This window comes from Bacillus alveayuensis (assembly GCA_030812955.1).
Lineage (GTDB): Bacteria > Bacillota > Bacilli > Bacillales > Aeribacillaceae > Bacillus_CB > Bacillus_CB alveayuensis.
Genome location: JAUSTR010000018.1, coordinates 16,967 through 40,610 on the forward strand (window position 1 = coordinate 16,967; position 23,644 = coordinate 40,610).

The 23,644-nt window shown below is 39.4% G+C and carries 30 protein-coding genes and 1 other annotated feature; all 30 genes read left to right on the plus strand.

What is annotated here, in order from left to right:
* The first annotated feature begins 34 nt into the window (after window positions 1-34).
* The 30 genes from rpmG to J2S06_RS13395 all read left to right on the plus strand — a co-directional run bounded on the left by rpmG (window position 35) and on the right by J2S06_RS13395 (window position 23,623).
* Window positions 35-184 (plus strand): 50S ribosomal protein L33, encoded by a 150-nt coding sequence (gene rpmG / locus J2S06_RS13250; RefSeq protein ID WP_044747003.1) that lies wholly within the window; start codon window positions 35-37, stop codon window positions 182-184.
* A 16-nt stretch (window positions 185-200) separates the two neighbouring features.
* Entirely contained in the window at window positions 201-383 is a 183-nt protein-coding gene (gene secE / locus J2S06_RS13255; protein WP_044747004.1) for a preprotein translocase subunit SecE, read from the plus strand.
* A gap of 137 nt (window positions 384-520) precedes the next feature.
* Entirely contained in the window at window positions 521-1,054 is a 534-nt protein-coding gene (gene nusG, locus J2S06_RS13260) for a transcription termination/antitermination protein NusG (RefSeq protein ID WP_419152607.1), read from the plus strand.
* Between the two features lie 183 nt (window positions 1,055-1,237).
* The gene (gene rplK / locus J2S06_RS13265; RefSeq protein WP_044747006.1) at window positions 1,238-1,663 is read left to right on the plus strand and encodes a 50S ribosomal protein L11; all 426 of its coding nucleotides are present in this window, start codon (window positions 1,238-1,240) and stop codon (window positions 1,661-1,663) included.
* Window positions 1,664-1,773: 110 nt separating this feature from the next.
* Window positions 1,774-2,475, plus strand: coding sequence for a 50S ribosomal protein L1 (gene rplA / locus J2S06_RS13270; RefSeq protein WP_419152608.1), 702 nt, complete (start codon window positions 1,774-1,776; stop codon window positions 2,473-2,475).
* A 53-nt stretch (window positions 2,476-2,528) separates the two neighbouring features.
* Window positions 2,529-2,671 (plus strand) — a sequence feature (ribosomal protein L10 leader region).
* Between the two features lie 43 nt (window positions 2,672-2,714).
* The gene (rplJ, locus tag J2S06_RS13275; protein WP_419152609.1) at window positions 2,715-3,215 is read left to right on the plus strand and encodes a 50S ribosomal protein L10; all 501 of its coding nucleotides are present in this window, start codon (window positions 2,715-2,717) and stop codon (window positions 3,213-3,215) included.
* A 64-nt stretch (window positions 3,216-3,279) separates the two neighbouring features.
* On the plus strand, window positions 3,280-3,645 hold the full coding sequence (gene rplL, locus J2S06_RS13280; protein ID WP_044747009.1) for a 50S ribosomal protein L7/L12: 366 nt from the start codon (window positions 3,280-3,282) through the stop codon (window positions 3,643-3,645).
* Window positions 3,646-3,759: 114 nt separating this feature from the next.
* Window positions 3,760-4,362, plus strand: a complete 603-nt coding sequence (locus tag J2S06_RS13285; RefSeq protein WP_419152610.1) for a class I SAM-dependent methyltransferase — start codon at window positions 3,760-3,762, stop codon at window positions 4,360-4,362.
* Window positions 4,363-4,613: 251 nt separating this feature from the next.
* The gene (gene rpoB / locus J2S06_RS13290) at window positions 4,614-8,183 is read left to right on the plus strand and encodes a DNA-directed RNA polymerase subunit beta (protein WP_044747011.1); all 3,570 of its coding nucleotides are present in this window, start codon (window positions 4,614-4,616) and stop codon (window positions 8,181-8,183) included.
* 51 nt (window positions 8,184-8,234) lie between these two features.
* Window positions 8,235-11,834, plus strand: a complete 3,600-nt coding sequence (rpoC, locus tag J2S06_RS13295) for a DNA-directed RNA polymerase subunit beta' (RefSeq protein WP_044747012.1) — start codon at window positions 8,235-8,237, stop codon at window positions 11,832-11,834.
* Between the two features lie 141 nt (window positions 11,835-11,975).
* A complete protein-coding gene (locus tag J2S06_RS13300; protein ID WP_044747013.1) occupies window positions 11,976-12,224 on the plus strand; it encodes a 50S ribosomal protein L7ae-like protein in 249 nt (82 codons plus the stop codon).
* A 103-nt stretch (window positions 12,225-12,327) separates the two neighbouring features.
* A complete protein-coding gene (rpsL, locus tag J2S06_RS13305) occupies window positions 12,328-12,741 on the plus strand; it encodes a 30S ribosomal protein S12 (protein WP_044747014.1) in 414 nt (137 codons plus the stop codon).
* A 44-nt stretch (window positions 12,742-12,785) separates the two neighbouring features.
* Window positions 12,786-13,256, plus strand: a complete 471-nt coding sequence (gene rpsG, locus J2S06_RS13310) for a 30S ribosomal protein S7 (RefSeq protein ID WP_044747015.1) — start codon at window positions 12,786-12,788, stop codon at window positions 13,254-13,256.
* 51 nt (window positions 13,257-13,307) lie between these two features.
* Window positions 13,308-15,386, plus strand: coding sequence for an elongation factor G (gene fusA / locus J2S06_RS13315; protein ID WP_044747016.1), 2,079 nt, complete (start codon window positions 13,308-13,310; stop codon window positions 15,384-15,386).
* A 114-nt stretch (window positions 15,387-15,500) separates the two neighbouring features.
* The gene (gene tuf, locus J2S06_RS13320) at window positions 15,501-16,688 is read left to right on the plus strand and encodes an elongation factor Tu (RefSeq protein WP_044747017.1); all 1,188 of its coding nucleotides are present in this window, start codon (window positions 15,501-15,503) and stop codon (window positions 16,686-16,688) included.
* Between the two features lie 354 nt (window positions 16,689-17,042).
* Window positions 17,043-17,351 (plus strand): 30S ribosomal protein S10, encoded by a 309-nt coding sequence (gene rpsJ / locus J2S06_RS13325; protein ID WP_044747018.1) that lies wholly within the window; start codon window positions 17,043-17,045, stop codon window positions 17,349-17,351.
* Window positions 17,352-17,390: 39 nt separating this feature from the next.
* A complete protein-coding gene (gene rplC / locus J2S06_RS13330; RefSeq protein ID WP_044747019.1) occupies window positions 17,391-18,020 on the plus strand; it encodes a 50S ribosomal protein L3 in 630 nt (209 codons plus the stop codon).
* A gap of 26 nt (window positions 18,021-18,046) precedes the next feature.
* A complete protein-coding gene (gene rplD / locus J2S06_RS13335; RefSeq protein WP_044747020.1) occupies window positions 18,047-18,670 on the plus strand; it encodes a 50S ribosomal protein L4 in 624 nt (207 codons plus the stop codon).
* On the plus strand, window positions 18,670-18,957 hold the full coding sequence (gene rplW / locus J2S06_RS13340; RefSeq protein ID WP_419152611.1) for a 50S ribosomal protein L23: 288 nt from the start codon (window positions 18,670-18,672) through the stop codon (window positions 18,955-18,957). Before rplD ends, rplW begins: the two co-directional genes overlap by 1 nt.
* Before the next feature lie 28 nt (window positions 18,958-18,985).
* A complete protein-coding gene (gene rplB / locus J2S06_RS13345) occupies window positions 18,986-19,816 on the plus strand; it encodes a 50S ribosomal protein L2 (RefSeq protein ID WP_044747022.1) in 831 nt (276 codons plus the stop codon).
* A gap of 60 nt (window positions 19,817-19,876) precedes the next feature.
* Window positions 19,877-20,155: a 30S ribosomal protein S19 gene (gene rpsS / locus J2S06_RS13350; RefSeq protein ID WP_044747023.1), complete on the plus strand. Its 279-nt coding sequence runs from the start codon at window positions 19,877-19,879 to the stop codon at window positions 20,153-20,155.
* Window positions 20,156-20,172: 17 nt separating this feature from the next.
* Window positions 20,173-20,514 carry a 50S ribosomal protein L22 gene (gene rplV, locus J2S06_RS13355; protein ID WP_044747024.1) on the plus strand — a complete coding sequence of 114 codons (342 nt, stop codon included), beginning with the start codon at window positions 20,173-20,175 and terminating at the stop codon, window positions 20,512-20,514.
* A gap of 3 nt (window positions 20,515-20,517) precedes the next feature.
* Window positions 20,518-21,174: a 30S ribosomal protein S3 gene (gene rpsC, locus J2S06_RS13360; protein ID WP_044747025.1), complete on the plus strand. Its 657-nt coding sequence runs from the start codon at window positions 20,518-20,520 to the stop codon at window positions 21,172-21,174.
* Between the two features lie 2 nt (window positions 21,175-21,176).
* Window positions 21,177-21,611, plus strand: a complete 435-nt coding sequence (rplP, locus tag J2S06_RS13365) for a 50S ribosomal protein L16 (protein ID WP_044747026.1) — start codon at window positions 21,177-21,179, stop codon at window positions 21,609-21,611.
* Window positions 21,601-21,804: a 50S ribosomal protein L29 gene (gene rpmC, locus J2S06_RS13370; protein ID WP_044747027.1), complete on the plus strand. Its 204-nt coding sequence runs from the start codon at window positions 21,601-21,603 to the stop codon at window positions 21,802-21,804. Before rplP ends, rpmC begins: the two co-directional genes overlap by 11 nt.
* A 20-nt stretch (window positions 21,805-21,824) precedes the next feature.
* Window positions 21,825-22,088, plus strand: a complete 264-nt coding sequence (gene rpsQ, locus J2S06_RS13375; protein ID WP_044747028.1) for a 30S ribosomal protein S17 — start codon at window positions 21,825-21,827, stop codon at window positions 22,086-22,088.
* Window positions 22,089-22,129: 41 nt separating this feature from the next.
* On the plus strand, window positions 22,130-22,498 hold the full coding sequence (rplN, locus tag J2S06_RS13380) for a 50S ribosomal protein L14 (protein ID WP_044747029.1): 369 nt from the start codon (window positions 22,130-22,132) through the stop codon (window positions 22,496-22,498).
* Between the two features lie 36 nt (window positions 22,499-22,534).
* Window positions 22,535-22,846 (plus strand): 50S ribosomal protein L24, encoded by a 312-nt coding sequence (gene rplX, locus J2S06_RS13385; protein ID WP_044747030.1) that lies wholly within the window; start codon window positions 22,535-22,537, stop codon window positions 22,844-22,846.
* Window positions 22,847-22,870: 24 nt separating this feature from the next.
* Window positions 22,871-23,410: a 50S ribosomal protein L5 gene (gene rplE, locus J2S06_RS13390; protein WP_044747031.1), complete on the plus strand. Its 540-nt coding sequence runs from the start codon at window positions 22,871-22,873 to the stop codon at window positions 23,408-23,410.
* A gap of 27 nt (window positions 23,411-23,437) precedes the next feature.
* Complete coding sequence (locus J2S06_RS13395; protein ID WP_044747032.1) at window positions 23,438-23,623, plus strand: type Z 30S ribosomal protein S14; 186 nt, start codon at window positions 23,438-23,440, stop codon at window positions 23,621-23,623.
* Window positions 23,624-23,644: the final 21 nt, after the last annotated feature.

Sequence of the window (23,644 nt, forward strand, 5' to 3'; positions counted from 1 at the left end):
CAGTTTAATAGGATAAATAGCGGTAGGTGTTCTTATGCGTAAAAAAATTGTATTAGCTTGTGTGCAATGTGGAAATCGCAACTATTCAACAATGAAAAATATAACCGACGCTGCGAAACGGTTAGAAATAAAGAAATTTTGTAAAACATGCAATGCTCATACTCCTCATCGCGAAACAAAATGACTTTGGAGGTACACGAATGCAGCGATTAATAAAGTTTTTCCGTGATGTTGCCAAAGAAATGAAAAGAGTTAGCTGGCCAAAAGGAAAAGAATTGACACGTTACACAATTACAGTTATAACAACAGTGGCTTTCCTTTCAATCTTTTTTGCTGTCATCGATTTAGGAATTTCAGAACTTATCCGCTTATTTTTTGAATAAAAGTCTACAATTCGTGCTATAATGGTAGATATTCAATTAGCAACTCAAACCCGTTTAACGGGTTTTTTAATTATGTGAAGATATGGATGATCGATTGTTTGAACAATTGTGGGGAGGGAAGGACAAAGTCCTTAAATATGGAAAAGAACTGGTATGTTGTTCACACTTATTCAGGTTATGAAAATAAAGTAAAAGCGAATTTAGAAAAGCGTGTTGAGTCCATGGGGATGCAAGATAAAATTTTCCGGGTTGTTGTGCCAGAGGAAGAGGAAAAGGATATGAAAAATGGTAAAACGAAAATATCAAAGAAAAAAGTCTTCCCTGGATATGTTCTTGTAGAATTAATTATGACAGACGACTCTTGGTATGTAGTAAGAAATACACCAGGTGTAACAGGATTCGTAGGGTCATCAGGCTCTGGTTCGAAACCAACTCCACTTTTACCTGAAGAAGTAAATGCAATTTTAAAACGAATGGGAATGGATGACTCTCGCATAGATTTCGACTTTGAGTTGAAAGAAACCGTAAAAGTAACAGATGGACCCTTTGCGAATTTTACAGGTGTGATTGAGGAGATTGATTATGATAAAAATAAAGTAAAAGTTCTCGTTAATATGTTTGGTCGTGAAACACCTGTTGAACTTGAGTTTTCCCAAATATCTAAATTATAATTTTTTAAAACAACCTTGAAATAGAACCAAAAAAGTGGTAATATTTCATAAGTCAGTATGTCTCGTAATGGGGCAGAACATTTATAAAATTTTTCGTTTATCATTCATATAAAGAATGATTGTTGCATGAGTGGGAGGGTGTTGTCCCTATTACCACATCACGGACTTAAGGAGGTGTGTCTCGTGGCTAAAAAAGTAGTCAAAATCGTTAAATTACAAATCCCAGCTGGAAAAGCGAACCCAGCGCCGCCTGTTGGTCCTGCATTAGGTCAAGCGGGTGTTAACATCATGGGATTCTGTAAAGAATTTAACGCTCGCACAGCAGATCAAGCTGGTTTAATTATTCCTGTTGAAATTACGGTTTATGAAGACCGTTCATTTACATTTATTACGAAAACTCCGCCTGCTGCTGTATTATTAAAGAAAGCAGCTGGAATTGAGTCAGGTTCTGGTGAGCCAAATCGTAATAAAGTAGCGACAATCAAGCGCGATAAAGTGCGTGAGATTGCCGAAACAAAAATGCCTGACTTAAACGCAGCTAGCATTGAAGCTGCAATGCGTATGGTAGAAGGTACTGCGCGCAGCATGGGTATTGTCATTGAAGACTAATCCCAAAGACAAAGTTGTTGTTTTAGGGTTGCGAGTTTGGTCGGTATCAAGTTCGCAACCTTTATTCGTGGGAGGTTATTCCGCTAAAACCACATAAGGAGGAAAATGAAATGCCGAAAAAAGGGAAAAAATATCTTGAAGCTGCTAAGCTTGTCGATCGTTCTAAAGCTTATGACGTAAAAGAAGCTATTGCATTAGTGAAAAAGACAAATATTGCAAACTTTGATGCAACAGTAGAGGTGGCATTCCGTTTAGGAGTTGATCCTCGTAAAAACGATCAACAAATTCGCGGTGCGGTTGTTTTACCTAATGGAACTGGAAAAACTCAACGCATTCTTGTGTTTGCTAAAGGTGAAAAAGCGAAAGAAGCAGAAGCTGCTGGTGCAGACTATGTTGGTGATTCTGACTACATTAATAAAATCCAACAAGGTTGGTTTGACTTCGATGTAGTTGTTGCAACTCCAGATATGATGGGAGAGGTTGGTAAACTCGGTCGTGTACTAGGACCTAAAGGTTTAATGCCGAACCCTAAAACTGGAACTGTTACATTTGAAGTTGAAAAAGCTGTAAAAGAAATTAAAGCAGGTAAAGTAGAATATCGTGTAGATAAAGCTGGTAACGTACATGTACCAATCGGTAAAGTTTCTTTTGATGATGAAAAATTAGTTGAAAACTTTACTACGATTTATGAAACATTATTAAAAGCGAAGCCAGCTGCTGCAAAAGGAACTTATATAAAAAACATCTCTGTAACATCAACGATGGGACCCGGCATTAAAGTTGATCCGTCAACATTTGTTGTGAAAAACTAATGTCAATTGACATCCTACTTTTGTTTTGATATAATCAACCATGTTGTTTAATTGAATAGATTTCATTTATACCGTAGACAGTAGGTGCCTAAAAGGCTTAATTTCCTACCGAGGTGTGAAGATATAGATTAAGCGTTTGTATGCTTATTTGTATGATACCTCCATGTCTGCGGCATGGAGGTTTTAATTTGCACCAGACGGTATAAGTGCCTACTCTTAATCTACAGGAGGTGTAACAAATGAGCAGCGCTATCGAACAAAAAAAGCAAATCGTTGAAGAAATTGCTGGCAAGCTCCGTGACAGTGTTTCGACAATCATTGTAGATTACCGTGGTTTAAACGTTGCGGAAGTAACTGAGCTTCGTAAAAAGCTTCGTGAAGCAAATGTTGAGTTCAAAGTTTATAAAAACACATTAACTCGTCGTGCAGTTGAGCAAGTTGAACTAACAGAGCTTAACGATGTTCTAACAGGCCCTAACGCCATTGCGTTCAGCACTGAGGACGTAGTAGCGCCTGCGAAAATTTTAAGTGAGTTTGCTAAAGAGCATGAAGCGCTTGAAATTAAAGCAGGTGTTATTGAAGGAAATATTGCAACTCTTGAAGAAATCAAAGCGATTGCAGAGCTTCCTTCACGCGAAGGTCTACTTTCTATGTTACTATCTGTTCTTCAAGCTCCAATGCGCAACTTTGCACTTGCTGCAAAGGCTGTTGCCGATCAAAAAGAAGAACAAGGTGCCTAATAGCCGAACAATTCAAAAACGCTTGTTAACGATATAAAAAACCAAAAATAAGGAGGAAAAACAAATGACTAAAGAACAAATTATTGAAGCGATTAAAGAAATGACTGTTCTTGAACTTAATGATTTAGTAAAAGCAATTGAAGAGGAATTTGGTGTAACTGCTGCTGCTCCTGTAGCTGTTATGGGTGGCGCTGCTGCTGGCGAAGCTGCTGCTGAGAAAACTGAGTTTGATGTTGTGCTTAATGACGCAGGTGCTCAAAAAATCAAAGTTATCAAAGTTGTTCGTGAAATCACTGGTCTTGGCTTAAAAGAAGCTAAAGAATTAGTAGACAATACTCCAAAACCACTTAAAGAAGGCGTTTCTAAAGAAGAAGCTGAAGAAATCAAAGGTAAACTTGAAGAAGTTGGCGCTTCTGTTGAAGTGAAGTAATAAACGCTAGACAAAAAGCTCGCTGTATAATGGCGGGCTTTTTCTCTTTGCTTAAATGGAGAATAAAATGGTTTGAAAAGACCGATACTTCTTTATAAAGGGGACGGGATCTATATGAGTGAGCATTATTATTCAGAACGGCCTTCAGCTAAAAGTAATCGCAAAACATTTACATATGATTTAAGAGGAAAAGAGTTTCGCTTTGTTACAGATGCAGGTGTGTTTTCAAAAAGTGAAGTAGATTTTGGTTCGCGGATATTAATTGAATCATTTGAGTCTCCTGAAGAAGATGGAAATATATTAGATATTGGCTGTGGCTATGGACCGATTGGTTTAGCGGTTGCTGCTGCTGAACCAATGAGAATGGTAGATATGATTGATATTAATGAACGGGCCATCGAGCTTGCTAAAGAAAATGCTCAAATTAATCAAGTGAAAAATGTAAGCATTTTTCAAAGTGATTTATTTGAAAAAATAAATGAAAAACAGTATGCAGCCATATTGACAAATCCGCCAATAAGAGCTGGAAAGCACGTAGTTTTTTCGATATTTGAAGGGAGCTTTCATCATTTAGTTCCTGGTGGTGAGCTTTGGGTTGTTATACAGAAAAAGCAAGGAGCATCCTCGGCCTTGAAGAAGCTCAAAGAACTTTTTTCGTTTGTTGAGGTTGTTGAGAAGAAAAAAGGCTATTACATTATAAAAGCAAAAAAAGATTGACTATAAAATTTGTATATGTTAACATTATAAAATGCCAATATATATTCGTTAATGCTCCTTGTTTTTTATTATGTATAATTTCAGTATTTGAGGGAAAAATAATAAAATCGAATATTCGTTTTTAAGAGGTTTTCTGTTTAGAAAAACCCTTTCTTTTTGCTTTTAACCTTGTAATAGTATTTGCGTGCTTATATTACGTTTAAATACTATTTACAAGATATATATTACGCTTAATTTGAGGGGTGAATCAGTTGACAGGTCAACTAGTTCAGTATGGACGACACCGCCAACGTAGAAGTTATGCGCGTATAAGCGAAGTGTTAGAATTGCCAAATCTTATTGAAATTCAAACCTCTTCTTATCAGTGGTTTCTTGATGAAGGGCTTCGCGAAATGTTCCAAGACATTTCTCCTATCGAAGATTTCACTGGTAACCTCTCGTTAGAGTTTATTGATTATAGTTTAGGTGAACCTAAATATTCTGTAGAAGAGTCAAAGGAACGCGATGTTACATACTCCGCTCCTCTCCGTGTTAAGGTCCGCCTTATTAATAAGGAGACGGGCGAAGTAAAAGATCAGGATGTATTCATGGGTGATTTCCCGCTTATGACGGAAACCGGTACATTCGTGATCAATGGTGCAGAGCGTGTAATCGTCTCCCAATTAGTACGTTCTCCAAGTGTATATTACAGCGATAAAGTAGATAAAAACGGCAAAAAAGGATTTACGGCAACTGTTATTCCAAACCGTGGCGCTTGGTTAGAGTATGAAACAGATGCGAAGGATGTTGTATATGTTCGCATTGACCGCACTCGTAAATTACCAGTTACGGTTCTTTTACGTGCCCTTGGGTTTAGTTCAGATCAGGAAATCATTGATCTATTTGGTGAAAATGAATATTTACGCAACACATTAGATAAAGACAACACAGAGAGTACGGAAAAAGCATTGCTTGAAATTTATGAGCGTTTGCGTCCTGGAGAGCCTCCGACAGTTGAAAACGCAAAAAGTTTGTTAATTTCACGCTTTTTTGATCCAAAACGCTATGATTTAGCAAGTGTTGGACGTTACAAAATTAATAAAAAGCTTCATATTAAAAACCGCCTATTTAATCAACGTTTAGCTGAAACACTAGTAGATCCTGAAACTGGTGAAATCATTGCAGAAAAGGATACGTTAATTGATAGAAGAACGTTAGATCGAATTCTTCATCATCTTGAAAATGGTGTTGGCTTTAAAAAATTCAATCCGATCGGTGGCGTAGTAGAAGAAGAAATTACGCTACAATCTATTAAAATTTATGCACCGAATGACCCTAATGGCGAGCAAGTGATTAACGTTATTAGCAACGCAAATATTGATGAAAACATCAAAAATATTACACCAGCAGATATCATTGCTTCTATTAGTTATTTCTTCAATTTGCTACATGGTGTAGGAAATACAGATGATATCGATCACTTAGGTAATCGTCGTTTACGATCTGTCGGTGAATTGTTGCAAAATCAGTTCCGTATCGGTCTTTCTCGCATGGAACGCGTTGTACGTGAAAGAATGTCGATTCAAGATACAAACACAATTACACCACAGCAGTTAATTAACATTCGTCCAGTCATTGCATCAATTAAAGAATTCTTTGGTAGTTCGCAGCTATCACAGTTTATGGACCAAACAAACCCACTTGCTGAGTTAACGCATAAACGCCGTTTATCAGCATTAGGTCCTGGTGGTTTAACACGTGAACGTGCAGGATTTGAAGTGCGTGACGTTCACTATTCTCACTATGGACGTATGTGTCCAATTGAAACGCCAGAGGGTCCAAACATCGGATTAATTAACTCTTTATCTACTTATGCAAAAGTTAATCGTTTTGGATTCATCGAAACACCTTATCGTCGTGTTGATCCAGAAACTGGAAAAGTAACTAACCAAATCGATTATTTGACAGCTGATGAAGAGGATAACTATGTTGTGGCCCAAGCGAATGCTCGTTTAGCTGAAGACGGCTCTTTCCTAGATGAAAATATCGTTGCTCGCTTTCGCGGTGAAAACACAGTTGTCAAACGTGACCGTGTCGATTATATGGACGTTTCTCCGAAGCAAGTTGTGTCTGCAGCGACAGCATGTATTCCATTCTTAGAAAACGACGACTCCAACCGCGCGCTTATGGGTGCAAACATGCAACGTCAAGCTGTACCTTTATTACAGCCAGAGGCTCCAATTGTTGGTACGGGTATGGAATATGTGTCTGCGAAGGACTCTGGAGCGGCAGTCATTTGTAAACACGCTGGTGTTGTTGAACGAGTAGAAGCAAATCGTATTTATGTTCGTCGTTACGAAGAAATTGACGGTCAAAAAGTAAAAGGTGATCTTGATAAATACAATTTACTTAAGTTTGTTCGTTCAAACCAAGGTACTTGCTACAACCAACGTCCAATTGTTTCTGTTGGGGATGAAGTGGAAAAAGGTGAAATTTTGGCTGATGGTCCTTCAATGGAAAAAGGTGAATTGGCGCTTGGACGAAATGTATTAGTAGCATTCATGACATGGGATGGGTATAACTACGAAGATGCTATTATCATGAGTGAGCGTCTCGTGAAGGATGACGTTTACACATCCATTCATATTGAAGAATATGAGTCAGAATCCCGCGACACGAAATTAGGACCAGAAGAAATTACTCGTGATATACCAAACGTTGGTGAAGATGCGCTTAAAAACCTAGATGAGCGTGGAATTGTTCGCATCGGTGCGGAAGTAAAAGATGGTGACTTACTAGTTGGTAAAGTTACGCCAAAAGGTGTGACTGAGCTAACAGCCGAGGAAAGACTTTTACATGCGATTTTCGGTGAAAAAGCTCGTGAAGTTCGTGATACATCATTGAGAGTACCACATGGTGGCGGAGGTATTGTTCTTGATGTGAAAGTCTTTAACCGTGAAGATGGTGATGAATTACCACCGGGTGTCAACCAATTAGTACGTGTTTATATCGTTCAAAAGCGTAAGATTTCAGAAGGCGATAAAATGGCAGGTCGCCATGGTAACAAAGGTGTTATTTCCCGTATTCTTCCAGAAGAAGACATGCCGTTTTTACCAGATGGAACGCCAATTGATATCATGTTAAACCCTCTAGGGGTTCCATCACGAATGAACATCGGTCAGGTCTTAGAACTGCATCTTGGCATGGCAGCGAAAAAGCTTGGAATTCATGTTGCAACACCTGTATTCGATGGTGCCCGTGAAGAAGATGTTTGGGCAACTCTTGAAGAAGCAGGTATGGCTCGTGATGCCAAAACAATTCTTTATGATGGTCGTACAGGTGAACCGTTTGATAACCGTGTATCTGTCGGTATCATGTATATGATTAAACTAGCGCACATGGTTGACGACAAATTACATGCTCGTTCCACTGGACCATACTCGCTTGTTACGCAACAGCCGCTTGGTGGTAAAGCGCAATTTGGTGGACAACGCTTTGGTGAAATGGAGGTTTGGGCGCTTGAGGCTTATGGTGCTGCTTATACTCTCCAAGAAATTCTTACTGTTAAATCTGATGATGTTGTCGGCCGTGTGAAAACTTACGAAGCTATTGTAAAAGGTGAAAATGTACCAGAACCAGGTGTTCCTGAGTCCTTTAAAGTATTAATTAAAGAGCTTCAAAGTTTAGGTATGGATGTAAAAATTCTTTCAAGTGATGAAACAGAAATTGAGATGAGAGAATTAGAAGACGAAGATCATACAAATCAAACAGAAGGACTCTCTTTAAATACTGAGGAAGAGACGAAGAACGAAAAAGAAAAAGATGTCGTAACGAAAGAGTAAAATTTTGGCGATAAGGGTTAAAACCGGAAGAGGAAAAGGGAGGTAGGCCCCTTGCTAGATGTAAATAACTTTGAATACATGAACATTGGTCTTGCTTCACCTGATAAAATCCGTTCTTGGTCATATGGTGAAGTGAAAAAGCCAGAAACAATCAATTATCGAACTTTAAAGCCTGAAAAAGATGGTCTTTTCTGTGAGCGTATTTTCGGACCAACAAAAGACTGGGAATGTCATTGTGGAAAATATAAGCGCGTTCGCTATAAAGGTGTCGTTTGTGATCGCTGTGGTGTTGAAGTCACACGTGCAAAAGTTCGCCGTGAGCGCATGGGGCATATTGAACTCGCTGCCCCTGTCTCTCACATTTGGTATTTCAAAGGAATTCCTAGCCGTATGGGACTTGTCCTTGACATGTCTCCAAGAGCGTTAGAAGAAGTCATTTACTTTGCATCTTACGTTGTAACAGACCCTGGCGATACACCGTTAGAAAAGAAACAATTGTTATCAGAAAAAGAATACCGTACGTATCGGGAAAAATACGGTAATTCCTTCCAAGCGTCAATGGGTGCAGAAGCAATTAAAAAGCTTCTTCAAGATATTGACCTTGACAAAGAGGTTGAACAATTAAAAGAAGAGCTGAAGTCATCTCAAGGTCAACGTCGTACACGTGCGATTAAACGTTTGGAAGTGCTAGAAGCGTTTCGTAATTCTGGAAACAAACCATCTTGGATGATTTTGGATGTACTTCCAGTCATTCCTCCTGAATTGCGTCCAATGGTGCAATTAGATGGTGGACGTTTTGCAACATCTGACTTAAACGACTTATATCGTCGTGTCATTAATCGTAACAATCGCTTAAAACGCTTATTAGATTTAGGTGCACCAAGCATTATCGTTCAAAACGAGAAGCGTATGCTCCAAGAAGCAGTAGATGCACTGATTGATAATGGTCGTCGCGGTCGTCCTGTAACTGGACCTGGTAACAGACCACTCAAATCTCTTTCTCACATGTTGAAAGGTAAGCAAGGTCGCTTCCGTCAAAACTTACTCGGTAAGCGTGTTGATTATTCTGGACGTTCTGTTATCGTTGTAGGACCAAACTTAAAAATGTATCAATGTGGTCTTCCGAAAGAAATGGCCCTCGAATTATTTAAGCCATTTGTGATGAAAGAGTTAGTAGAAAAAGGGCTTGCTCACAACATTAAAAGTGCGAAACGGAAAATTGAACGTGTTCATCCTGAAGTATGGGATGTGTTAGAAGAGGTGATTAAAGAGCACCCTGTCTTATTAAACCGTGCTCCAACTCTTCATAGACTTGGTATTCAAGCGTTTGAACCAACGCTTGTTGAAGGGCGTGCCATTCGTCTTCACCCGCTTGTTTGTACAGCATATAACGCTGACTTTGACGGAGACCAAATGGCCGTACACGTTCCGTTATCTGCTGAAGCACAAGCCGAAGCTCGTATCTTAATGTTAGCGGCTCAAAATATTTTGAATCCGAAAGACGGTAAGCCAGTTGTAACACCTTCACAAGACATGGTATTAGGAAACTATTACTTAACAATGGAACGTGAAGGTGCGATCGGTGAAGGGAAAGTCTTTAAAGATACAGACGAAGCGTTAATTGCTTATCAAAATGGCTATGTGCACTTACACACTCGTGTAGCTGTGCATGCAGATTCTCTAAAAAATGAAACATTTACGGAGGAACAAAATAAAAAGTTATTAATCACAACTGTTGGTAAGTTAATCTTTAATGAGATTCTTCCAAACTCATTCCCTTACATTAACGAACCAACGGCAGAAAATATTCAAGAAAAAACACCTGACAAATATTTCATTGACCCTTCTGTAAATGTAAAAGAACATATTCAAAACCAAGAGATTATTCCGCCATTTAAAAAGGGTATCTTAGGAAAAATCATTGCGGAAGTCTTTAAACGATTTGCTATTACTGAAACATCCAAAATGCTTGACCGCTTAAAAGACTTAGGGTTTAAATACTCTACGAAAGCTGGAATTACGATTGGTGTTTCTGACATTGTCGTTCTAGGTGAAAAAGAAGAAATCTTGAGAGAAGCACAAGCAAAAGTAGACAATGTCATGAAACAGTTTAGACGTGGATTAATTACCGAAGATGAACGTTATGACAGAGTTATTTCTATCTGGAGTGCTGCGAAAGACACCATCCAAAGTAAGCTGATGAAATCTTTAGATAAGATGAATCCGATCTTCATGATGAGTGACTCTGGTGCTCGTGGTAACGCATCTAACTTCACGCAGCTTGCTGGTATGCGTGGATTGATGGCAAACCCAGCTGGTCGTATCATTGAGCTGCCGATTAAATCTAGCTTCCGTGAAGGATTAACCGTATTAGAGTACTTTATCTCTACACACGGTGCTCGTAAAGGTCTTGCGGATACAGCGTTAAAAACAGCGGACTCTGGTTATTTAACTCGCCGACTAGTAGATGTTGCTCAAGATGTAATTATTCGTGAAGAAGACTGTGGTACTGACCGTGGTATTTTAGCAAGAGCACTACAAGATGGTACAGAAGTCATCGAAAAGCTTGAGGAACGCATTATTGGACGATATGCACGCAGAACCGTAAAACACCCAGAAACTGGCGAAGTTCTAGTAAAAGAAAATGAAATGATTACAGAGGATATTGCTAGCGAGATTATTAATGCTGGTATTGAAGAAGTATGGATTCGTTCTGCGTTTACATGTAACACAAGACACGGTGTATGTAAAAAATGTTATGGACGTAATTTAGCAACTGGATCCGAGGTTGAAGTCGGTGAAGCTGTCGGTATTATCGCGGCTCAATCTATTGGTGAACCAGGTACACAGTTAACAATGCGTACATTCCACACAGGTGGGGTTGCGGGAGACGATATTACACAAGGTTTGCCTCGTGTTCAAGAGTTGTTCGAAGCGCGCAATCCGAAAGGTCAAGCTGTTATTTCTGAAATTGACGGTGTTGTTACTGAAATTAATGAAATCCGGGATAAACAACAAGAAATTGTTGTTCAAGGTGAAGTGGAAACAAGAACATACACTGCACCATTCAATGCTCGTTTAAAAGTATCAAAAGGCGATAAAGTAGAACGCGGTCAAGAGATTACAGAAGGTTCTGTTGACCCGAAAGAACTATTAAAAGTGAAAGACATTTTAGCTGTTCAAGAATATTTATTACGTGAAGTGCAAAAAGTGTACCGTATGCAAGGGGTAGAAATTGGCGATAAACATATTGAGGTAATGGTTCGTCAAATGCTTCGCAAAGTGCGTGTCATAGATCCAGGGGATACAGATGTATTGCCAGGAACACTTCTAGATGTCCATCAATTCACAGATGCGAATAAGAAGGTATTATTGGAAGGGAAACGTCCTGCAACGGGCAGACCAGTACTCCTTGGTATTACAAAAGCATCACTTGAAACAGAGTCGTTTTTATCTGCAGCATCCTTCCAAGAAACAACACGTGTGCTTACAGACGCTGCCATTAAAGGGAAACGTGACGAGTTGCTCGGCTTGAAAGAAAACGTCATTATCGGTAAACTTGTGCCAGCTGGTACAGGTATGCCGCGTTATCGAAAAGTAAAACCAGTTTCTAAGGTGCAATCAACAGACACAACGGTTGCAGTTGAGTAAACTTCAAATCTAAAAAATGGATGGATGTTACTGGATGGATTTAAAAGAAAATGTATTCAGTCAGTTGACATCCATCCCCCTATAATGTTACTATTATCAAGGTGCTCAATCTTAACCTGTTACTTTGGAGGATATGATCAAATGTCTTATGAAAAAGTATCGCAGGCTGAAAAAATAATTGTTGGTACGAAGCAAACAGCGAAAGCTCTAAAAAACGACCTAGTAAAGGAAGTTGTGATTGCTGAGGATGCCGAACCGAGAGTGACGATGAAAGTTATACAATTGGCTGAGCAAAAACAAGTTCCTATTACAAAAGTCGACTCCATGAAAAAGCTTGGAAAAGCTTGTGGAATTGAAGTGGGAGCTGCAGCTGTAGCCATTATAAAATAAACAACTGTTTTTGTAGAGTTCATCTGCAAAAACTTTGTTTTTACCAAAATATGAACCACCTGGATGTGTGGTATTAAAATTTTACGAAGGGAGGAACATAAACATGCCTACAATTAACCAATTAGTGCGCAAGGGACGTACTCGTAAAATTGAAAAATCTAAGTCACCTGCGTTAAATAAAGGATACAACAGCTTTAAAAAAGAGCACACTAACGTATCATCACCACAAAAACGTGGAGTTTGTACTCGTGTTGGTACAATGACACCTAAAAAACCAAACTCAGCGCTTCGTAAATATGCTCGTGTTCGTTTAACAAACGGAATCGAAGTGACAGCTTATATTCCAGGTATCGGACACAACTTACAAGAACACAGTGTTGTGTTAATTCGTGGTGGACGTGTTAAAGACTTGCCAGGGGTACGTTATCACATTGTTCGTGGTGCGTTAGATACTGCTGGTGTTGAAAATCGCAAACAAGGTCGTTCAAAATACGGTACAAAACGTCCTAAAAAATAATAGAAGCATCAATATGAATTACAGTATGAAGGGAGGAACATCATATGCCACGTAAAGGTGCTGTAGCAAAACGTGATGTATTACCAGATCCAATTTATAACTCTAAGCTTGTGACACGTTTAATCAACAAAATTATGGTTGATGGCAAAAAGCAAAAAGCACAAACAATCCTTTACAAAGCGTTTGACATCGTAAAGGAGCGAACTGGCAACGATCCGATGGAAGTATTTGAACAAGCTCTTAAAAACGTTATGCCTGTTCTTGAAGTTCGTGCACGTCGTGTCGGTGGTGCGAACTATCAAGTGCCTGTAGAAGTTCGTCCAGATCGCCGTACTACACTTGGACTTCGTTGGTTAGTAAACTACGCTCGTCTTCGTGGTGAAAAAACGATGGAGGAGCGCTTAGCTAACGAAATTATTGACGCAGCTAACAACACTGGAGCAGCTGTTAAAAAGCGTGAAGACACTCATAAAATGGCAGAAGCAAACAAAGCATTTGCTCACTATCGTTGGTAATTATTTAATTTTTTATAAACCAATATTCACATAAGGAAGGAGAAATACCAAATGCCAAGAGAGTTCTCCTTAGAAAAAACTCGTAACATCGGTATCATGGCTCACATCGATGCTGGTAAGACTACAACCACTGAGCGTATCTTGTTCTATACAGGACGCATTCATAAAATTGGGGAAACACACGAAGGTGCTTCCCAAATGGACTGGATGGAACAAGAGCAAGAGCGTGGAATCACTATTACATCTGCCGCAACAACTGCTCAGTGGAAAGGGCATCGTATCAACATTATTGATACTCCAGGACACGTAGACTTTACAGTAGAGGTTGAGCGCTCTCTTCGCGTCTTAGACGGAGCAGTTGCTGTTCTTGACGCACAATCTGGTGTAGAACCACAAACTGAAACGGTTTGGCGTCAGGCAACAACTTATGGAGTTCCTCGTATCGTATTCGTAAACAAAATGGATAAGATCGGGGCAGATTTCTTATACTCAGTTAAAACATTACATGATCGCTTGCAAGCAAATGCTCATCCAATCCAATTGCCAATTGGTGCTGAGGATCAGTTTGAAGGAATCATCGACTTAGTAGAAATGAAAGCTTATTACTATTTAGATGATTTAGGTACACGTGCAGATGCTCGTGAAATTCCAGATGAGTACAAAGAGCAAGCTGAAGAGTATCGTGGAAAATTAATTGAAGCAGTTGCTGAACTTGATGAAGAACTGATGATGAAGTACCTTGAAGGTGAAGATATTACAGTTGAAGAAATTAAAGCCGCTATCCGTAAAGGTACATGTAATGTAGAATTCTACCCAGTTCTTTGTGGATCTGCGTTCAAAAACAAAGGTGTTCAATTGATGTTGGATGCTGTTCTTGATTATTTACCAGCACCAACTGATGTACCGGCAATCAAAGGAATTGTTCCTGGAACAGAGGAAGAAGTAACACGTGAGTCAAGTGATGACGCACCATTTGCAGCATTGGCGTTCAAAGTTATGACTGACCCATATGTTGGAAAGTTAACTTTCTTCCGCGTATATTCTGGTACTTTAAACTCTGGTTCTTATGTATTAAACTCAACTAAAGGTAAGCGCGAGCGTATTGGTCGTATCCTACAAATGCACGCAAACCACCGCGAAGAAATTCCTACAGTATATTCTGGTGACATTGCTGCAGCAGTAGGTTTAAAAGACACAACAACTGGTGACACTTTATGTGATGAAAAGAACCAAGTTATTCTTGAATCAATGGAGTTTCCGGAGCCTGTAATCTCCGTTGCCATTGAACCTAAATCAAAAGCAGACCAAGACAAAATGTCAACGGCGCTGCAAAAATTAGCTGAAGAAGACCCAACATTTAAAGCACACACAGATCCTGAAACTGGACAAACAATCATTTCAGGTATGGGTGAGCTTCACCTAGATATCATTGTCGACCGTATGAAACGTGAATTTAAGGTAGAAGCAAATGTTGGTGCTCCACAGGTTGCGTATCGTGAAACATTTCGTTCTAGTGCACAGGTTGAAGGTAAATTCGTTCGTCAATCTGGTGGACGCGGACAATACGGACATGTTTGGATCGAATTCTCTCCAAATGAAGAAGGTAAAGGATTCGAGTTTGAAAACGCAATCGTCGGTGGTGTCGTACCACGTGAATATATCCCAGCGGTTCAAGCAGGACTTGAAGATGCTATGCAAAATGGTGTCTTAGCTGGATATCCACTAATCGACATTAAAGCTAAATTGTTTGATGGATCTTACCATGATGTTGACTCTAGTGAAATGGCATTCAAAGTTGCGGCATCTCTTGCCCTTAAGAACGCTGCAAAAAAATGTAACCCAGTACTTCTTGAGCCAGTTATGAAGGTAGAGGTAGTTATTCCTGAAGAGTACATGGGTGACATTATGGGTGACATTACTTCTCGTCGTGGCCGCGTTGAAGGAATGGAAGCTCGCGGTAACGCACAAGTGGTTAAGGCAATGGTTCCATTAGCAGAAATGTTTGGTTATGCAACTGCATTACGTTCAAACACTCAAGGTCGTGGAACATTCACAATGCACTTTGACCACTATGAAGAAGTACCGAAAAACATTGCAGATGAAATTATCAAAAAAAATAAAGGTGAATAATTGATTTTAAACCTTTAATACAGTATAACTACTATTGTAAACCTAGAAAGTGGAATTCTACTTCCACTTTCTATTCCCTATACTTATTAAATAACTCTTAAGGAGGATTTCAGAATGGCAAAAGAAAAATTCGACCGTTCTAAACCACACGTTAACATTGGAACAATCGGTCACGTTGACCATGGTAAAACAACTTTAACAGCTGCTATCACTACAGTTCTTGCTAAATCTGGTAAAGCTGAAGCTCGTGCATATGACCAAATCGACGGTGCTCCAGAAGAGCGTGAACGTGGTATCACAATCTCTACTGCACACGTTGAATATGAAACTGACAACCGTCACTATGCACACGTTGACTGCCCAGGACACGCTGACTATGTTAAAAACATGATTACTGGTGCAGCTCAAATGGACGGTGCAATCCTTGTAGTTTCTGCTGCTGACGGTCCAATGCCACAAACACGTGAGCATATTCTTCTTTCTCGTCAAGTAGGTGTACCATACATCGTTGTATTCTTAAACAAATGTGATATGGTAGACGATGAAGAATTACTAGAATTAGTAGAAATGGAAGTACGTGATCTTCTTTCTGAATACGACTTCCCTGGTGACGAAGTACCAGTTATTAAAGGTTCTGCTCTTAAAGCTCTTGAAGGAGACGCTGAGTGGGAAGAAAAAATCATGGAGCTTATGAACGCTGTTGACGAGTACATTCCAACTCCTGAGCGTGACACTGATAAGCCATTCATGATGCCTGTTGAGGACGTATTCTCTATCACTGGTCGTGGTACAGTTGCTACAGGTCGTGTAGAGCGTGGACAAGTTAAAGTTGGTGACGAAGTAGAGATCATCGGTCTAGCTGATGAGCCTAAGAAAACAACTGTAACTGGTGTTGAAATGTTCCGTAAGCTTCTTGACTATGCAGAAGCTGGTGACAACATCGGTGCACTTCTTCGCGGTATTGCTCGTGACGAAGTTGAGCGCGGTCAAGTATTAGCAAAACCAGGTTCTATTACACCTCACAAAAAATTCAAAGCTGAGGTATACGTTCTTTCTAAAGAAGAAGGTGGACGTCATACTCCATTCTTCTCAAACTACCGTCCACAGTTCTACTTCCGTACAACTGACGTAACTGGTATCATCACTTTACCAGAAGGCGTAGAAATGGTTATGCCTGGAGACAACGTTGAAATGACAGTAGAACTTATCTCTCCAATCGCGATCGAAGAAGGTACTAAATTCTCTATCCGCGAGGGTGGACGTACTGTAGGTGCAGGTGTAGTATCTGCGATTGTTGAGTAAAAAAAATCTTTAAAAAAAGCGAGCCAATTAAGGCTCGCTTTTTTCTATTACAAGAGTAAAAAAATATTTTGTAAGATTTAATAAAAAGAATTATTCATATGAATTTAAAAACATCATGACAATGGGTTGAAAACATTATTAGGCAAATGTATAATATCTAAAGTGTGTCGTTCCAAGAAAAATAGGAGTTTTTCTTGCATTGAACGGTTATTTCTTATATAATGTTTAATGTTGGTCTTTGACTGCGATGAAGTGGGAGGTTGCTGACACACCCGGCCGCTTTGCCATGGCGAGTGTGTGGGAAATTCTCACGGAGAATTGTCTATTTCAAGTAGGCGAAAAGGAGGGAAAATAATGGCAAAACAAAAAATTCGCATTCGTTTAAAAGCATATGATCACAGAATCCTTGATCAATCTGCAGAAAAGATCGTAGAAACAGCAAAACGTTCTGGTGCTAATGTATCTGGTCCAATCCCATTACCAACAGAAAAATCTGTTTATACGATATTGCGTGCAGTTCATAAGTACAAAGATTCTCGTGAACAGTTTGAAATGCGTACACATAAACGCTTAATTGATATTATCAATCCAACTCCACAAACAGTTGATTCATTAATGCGTTTAGACTTGCCATCTGGTGTTGACATTGAAATTAAACTGTAATTTTAAATAGAGTAGATTATTATTTAGGAGGTGTGACTCATGACCAAAGGAATCTTAGGTAGAAAAATTGGTATGACGCAAGTATTCGCTGAAAATGGAGATTTAATACCTGTAACTGTAATTGAAGCAACTCCAAACGTTGTACTTCAAGTGAAAACAGTTGAAAATGATGGTTATGAAGCTATTCAGCTTGGCTTTGAAGATAAACGTGAAAAGCTTGCTAATAAACCTGAAAAAGGTCATGCAGCAAAAGCGAATACTGCACCTAAGCGCTTCATCCGCGAAGTTCGTGGTGCGAACATTGAAGAATATGAAGTTGGTCAAGAAGTCAAAGTAGACATTTTCTCAGCGGGAGATATTGTAGATGTAACAGGAGTATCTAAAGGTAAAGGTTTCCAAGGTGCGATTAAACGTCACGGACAATCTCGTGGACCAATGTCACACGGTTCTCGTTATCATCGCCGCCCAGGTTCTATGGGTCCAATTGCGCCAAACCGTGTATTTAAATCTAAAGAGCTTCCTGGCCGTATGGGTGGAGAGCGTGTAACAGTTCAAAACTTAGAAATTGTGAAAGTAGATGCTGAACGCAACCTTCTTTTAATCAAAGGTAACGTACCTGGACCTAAAAAAGCGTTAATTGAAGTAAGATCTGCTGTAAAAGCTAAATAATTTTGCAGGAAAGGAGGAAAAACATAATGCCAAAAGTTGCATTATATAACCAAAACGGATCTACAGTTGGTGAAATTGAATTAAACGATTCTGTTTTTGGTATCGAACCTAATAAGCACGTGTTATTTGAAGCTGTTATTATGCAAAGAGCTTCCTTACGTCAAGGAACTCATAAAGTAAAAAATCGTTCTGAAGTTAGTGGCGGAGGTCGTAAACCTTGGCGTCAAAAAGGTACTGGACGTGCACGTCATGGATCAATCCGTTCACCGCAATGGCGTGGGGGTGGAACAGTATTTGGACCAAAACCTCGCACGTATGCATACAAATTACCGAAAAAAGTACGCCGTTTAGCTATTAAATCTGCATTATCTTCAAAGGTACAAGAAAACAACATCGTTGTTTTAGAGGACTTAATGTTAGAAAGACCAAAAACAAAAGAAATGGTTAATATTTTAAAAGGTCTTTCTGTAGAGAAGAAAGCTCTTATCGTGACAGCTGATCACAACGAAACGGTAGCATTATCCGCACGTAACATTCCTGGTGTTACAGTTGTGACAGCAGCAGGAGTGAACGTCCTTGATGTGCTTAACCATGATAAGCTAGTGATTACAAAAGCTGCGGTGGAAAAAGTAGAGGAGGTGCTTGCATAATGAAAGATCCTCGTGATATTATTAAGCGCCCCGTCATCACTGAACGTTCTATGGATTTAGTTGCTGATAAAAAATATACTTTTGAAGTAGATGTGAAAGCAAACAAAACGGAAGTAAAAGATGCTATTGAACAAATTTTTGGCGTTAAAGTTGAAAAAGTAAACATTATGAATTATAAAGGTAAGTTCAAACGAGTAGGTCGTTTTAGTGGTTTTACAAATCGTCGTAAAAAAGCGATTGTAAAGCTTACTCCAGATAGCAAAGAAATTGAATTGTTTGAAGCTTAATTTTTAAAAGTGAAGGAGGGAAACCGAGATGGCGATTAAGAAGTATAAACCAACTACTAACGGTCGTCGCGGCATGACAGTTTCTGATTTCGCAGAGATTACAACTGATAAGCCGGAAAAGTCTTTACTTGCGCCTTTAAATAAAAAAGCAGGCCGCAACAACCAAGGTAAATTAACTGTTCGTCATCAAGGCGGCGGTCATAAGCGCCAATATCGCATAATTGATTTTAAGCGCGATAAAGATGGTATACCAGGACGCGTTGCTACAATTGAATATGATCCAAACCGTTCTGCTAATATCGCATTAATTCATTATGTTGACGGTGAAAAACGTTATATTATTGCACCTAAAGGATTACAAGTAGGAATGGAAATCATGTCTGGTCCTGAAGCAGACATTAAAGTAGGTAACGCACTTCCGCTACAAAATATTCCTGTTGGTACGGTCATTCATAACATTGAGCTTAAACCAGGTAAAGGTGGACAATTAGTTCGCTCTGCCGGTACTTCTGCTCAAGTGCTTGGTAAAGAAGGAAAATACGTATTAGTTCGTTTAACTTCTGGTGAAGTTCGTATGATTTTAGCAACTTGCCGTGCGACAGTAGGTCAAGTTGGTAATGAACAACACGAACTTATTAACATTGGTAAAGCTGGACGTTCTCGTTGGTTAGGTAAACGCCCTACAGTTCGTGGTTCTGTTATGAACCCTAATGATCACCCACACGGTGGTGGTGAAGGACGTGCTCCAATCGGACGTAAATCACCAATGACACCATGGGGTAAACCTACTCTTGGCTATAAAACTCGTAAGAAGAAAAATAAATCCGACAAATTCATTGTACGTCGTCGTAAAAAATAACGGGGTTGTTCTACGGTTCAACAGAACCGTAGCGCAATCACGAAGGGAGGTTACAAAATTATGGGTCGTAGCTTAAAAAAAGGACCATTCTGCGATGATCATTTAATGAAAAAAATCGAAAAATTAAATGAGACTAATAGCAAACAAGTGATTAAAACTTGGTCTCGTCGTTCTACTATTTTCCCATCTTTTATCGGTCATACTATTGCAGTATACGATGGGCGTAAACATGTTCCTGTTTATATAACTGAGGACATGGTTGGTCACAAACTTGGTGAGTTTGCACCAACACGTACTTACAAAGGTCACGCAAGTGATGATAAGAAAACAAGACGATAATGAGAGGAGGCACTTAAATGCAAGCTAAAGCTGTTGCAAGAACAGTACGTATTGCTCCTCGTAAAGCTCGTTTAGTCATTGACTTAATTCGAGGAAAGCAAGTAGGCGAAGCAGTAGCTATTTTACGTCATACACCTAAAGCTGCTTCTCCAATTATTGAGAAAGTATTAAAATCTGCTGTTGCAAATGCAGAGCACAATTATGATATGGATGCTAATAACTTAGTGATTACTGAGGCATATGTAAATGAGGGACCAACGTTAAAACGTTTCCGTCCACGTGCAATGGGTCGTGCAAGCCAAATCAATAAACGTACGAGCCATATTACAATCGTTGTATCAGAAAAAAAGGAGGGATAATTAGTGGGTCAAAAGGTAAATCCAGTCGGTCTTCGAATTGGAATTATTCGTGATTGGGAGTCTAAATGGTATGCTGATAAAGACTATGCAGACCTTTTACATGAAGACCTTAAAATTCGTGAATACATTAATAAACGCTTAAGTGACGCTTCTGTATCTAAAATCGAAATAGAGCGTGCCGCTAACCGTGTCAATATTACGATCCACACTGCGAAGCCAGGTATGGTGATTGGTAAAGGTGGAACTGAAGTTGAAGCACTTCGTAAAGCACTTAGCCAATTAACTGGCAAACGCGTACACATCAACATTTTAGAAATTAAAAAAGCTGATTTAGATGCTAAACTTGTAGCAGAAAATATTGCTCGTCAATTAGAGAATCGTGCATCTTTCCGTCGCGTTCAAAAACAAGCTATTCAACGCGCAATGCGTGCTGGTGCGAAAGGTATTAAAACAATGGTATCAGGCCGTCTTGGTGGCGCGGACATTGCACGTTCTGAACATTACAGTGAAGGTACTGTTCCACTTCATACTTTACGTGCGGATATCGATTATGGAACAGCTGAAGCAGATACAACTTACGGAAAATTAGGTATTAAAGTTTGGATTTATCGTGGTGAAGTTCTTCCTGCAAAGAAGAAAACTGAGGAAGGAGGAAAATAATTATGTTAATGCCGAAACGCGTTAAGTATCGTCGTCAACACCGCGGGAAATTAAGCGGCCGTGCTAAAGGCGGTACTGAAGTACATTTTGGTGAATACGGTATTCAGGCTTTAGAGCCTGCATGGATTACAAACCGCCAAATCGAGGCTGCTCGTATTGCCATGACTCGTTATATGAAACGTGGCGGAAAAGTATGGATTAAAATTTTCCCTGATAAACCATATACTGCAAAACCTCTAGAAGTGCGTATGGGTTCCGGTAAAGGTGCACCAGAAGGTTGGGTAGCAGTTGTGAAGCCAGGTAAAGTTATGTTTGAAATTGCGGGCGTATCTGAAGAAGTTGCACGTGAAGCACTGCGTCTAGCATCACATAAATTACCTATTAAAACGAAGTTCGTAAAACGTGAAGAAATTGGTGGTGAATCAAATGAAAGCTAAAGAAATCCGAGATCTAACCACTGCCGAAATTGAACAAAAAGTAAAATCATTAAAAGAAGAGTTGTTTAACTTACGCTTCCAATTAGCGACAGGACAACTTGAAAATACTGCTCGCATTCGTGAAGTACGTAAATCAATTGCACGCATGAAAACAATCATTCGTGAAAGAGAGCTTGCTGCTAATAATCAATAATTAGAGAGGAGGTTTGCAGAATGAGTGAACGCAACAACCGTAAAGTATATACAGGACGCGTTGTTTCCGACAAAATGGATAAGACGATCACTGTTCTCGTTGAAACCTATAAAAAACATCCATTATACGGAAAACGCGTGAAATATTCTAAAAAATTTAAAGCACACGATGAAAATAATCAAGCAAAAGTTGGCGATATCGTTCGAATTATGGAAACTCGCCCGCTTTCGGCTACTAAACGCTTCCGTTTAGTAGAAATCGTTGAGGAAGCTGTTATTATCTAATTTAGCTCGGGTGAACTGATTTCGAAGGGAGGTAATTGAACATGATTCAACAAGAATCTCGTTTAAAAGTTGCTGACAACTCTGGTGCTCGTGAACTATTAACTATTAAAGTTCTTGGCGGATCTGGTCGTAAAACTGCTAACATTGGTGATATTATTGTCGGTACGGTTAAACAAGCAACACCTGGAGGCGTTGTTAAAAAAGGCGACGTAGTTAAAGCTGTTGTCGTTCGTACAAAACGTGGTGTTCGTCGCTCCGACGGTTCTTACATCCGTTTTGATGAAAATGCATGTGTCATTATCCGTGAAGATAAGAGTCCTCGTGGTACTCGTATTTTTGGACCAGTTGCCCGTGAACTACGTGACAACAACTTTATGAAAATTGTTTCTTTAGCTCCAGAAGTACTATAATTATTGGAATAGCCTTGCTAAGGAGGTGCAATTGGGATGCATGTAAAAAAAGGTGACAAGGTAATGGTTATCGCTGGAAAGGATAAAGGTAAACAAGGTGTGATCCTTGAGGCTTATCCAAAGAAGGAACGTGTACTTGTTGAAGGTGTGAACATTGTGAAAAAACACGCAAAACCTTCACAAGCTAATCCTCAAGGTGGCATTATCAGCCAAGAGGCTCCAATTCATGTATCAAATGTAATGCCGTTAGATCCTAAAACTGGTGAACCGACTCGTGTTGGATACAAAATCGTTGACGGCAAAAAGGTACGTGTAGCAAAAAAATCTGGTGAAATATTAGATAAATAGGTATTAGGAAGGGAGGTCTATTTTATGAACCGCCTAAAAGAAAAATACATCAAGGAAATTACACCTGCTCTTATGAGTAAGTTTAACTATAAATCTGTAATGGAAGTTCCAAAAATCGAAAAAATTGTAATCAACATGGGTGTTGGTGATGCAGTACAAAATGCCAAAGCATTAGATAGTGCTGTTGAAGAGTTAACGTTGATTACTGGGCAAAAACCAGTTATCACTCGTGCGAAAAAATCAATTGCAGGCTTCCGTCTTCGTGAGGGTATGCCAATTGGTTGTAAAGTAACTCTTCGTGGTGAACGTATGTATGAGTTTTTCGATAAACTAATTTCTGTTTCTTTACCACGTGTACGTGACTTCCGTGGTGTTTCCAAAAAATCATTTGATGGACGCGGAAACTACACATTAGGTATTAAAGAACAATTAATTTTCCCCGAGATTGATTACGATAAAGTTAATAAAGTTCGTGGTATGGATATTGTTATTGTTACAACGGCAAAAACGGATGAAGAAGCTCGTGAATTATTAGCTCAGTTCGGCATGCCTTTCCAAAAATAATCGCTATAGTTCAAAGGAGGCGAAAACGTGGCTAAAAAATCAATGATTGCGAAACAAAAACGCAAGCAAAAGTTTAAAGTGCGCGAGTATACACGCTGCGAACGTTGCGGTCGTCCACATTCTGTCATGCGCAAATTTAAACTTTGCCGTATTTGTTTCCGTGAACTTGCATATAAAGGTCAAATTCCAGGTGTTAAAAAAGCTAGTTGGTAATACCCCAGTATGGGAAGGAGG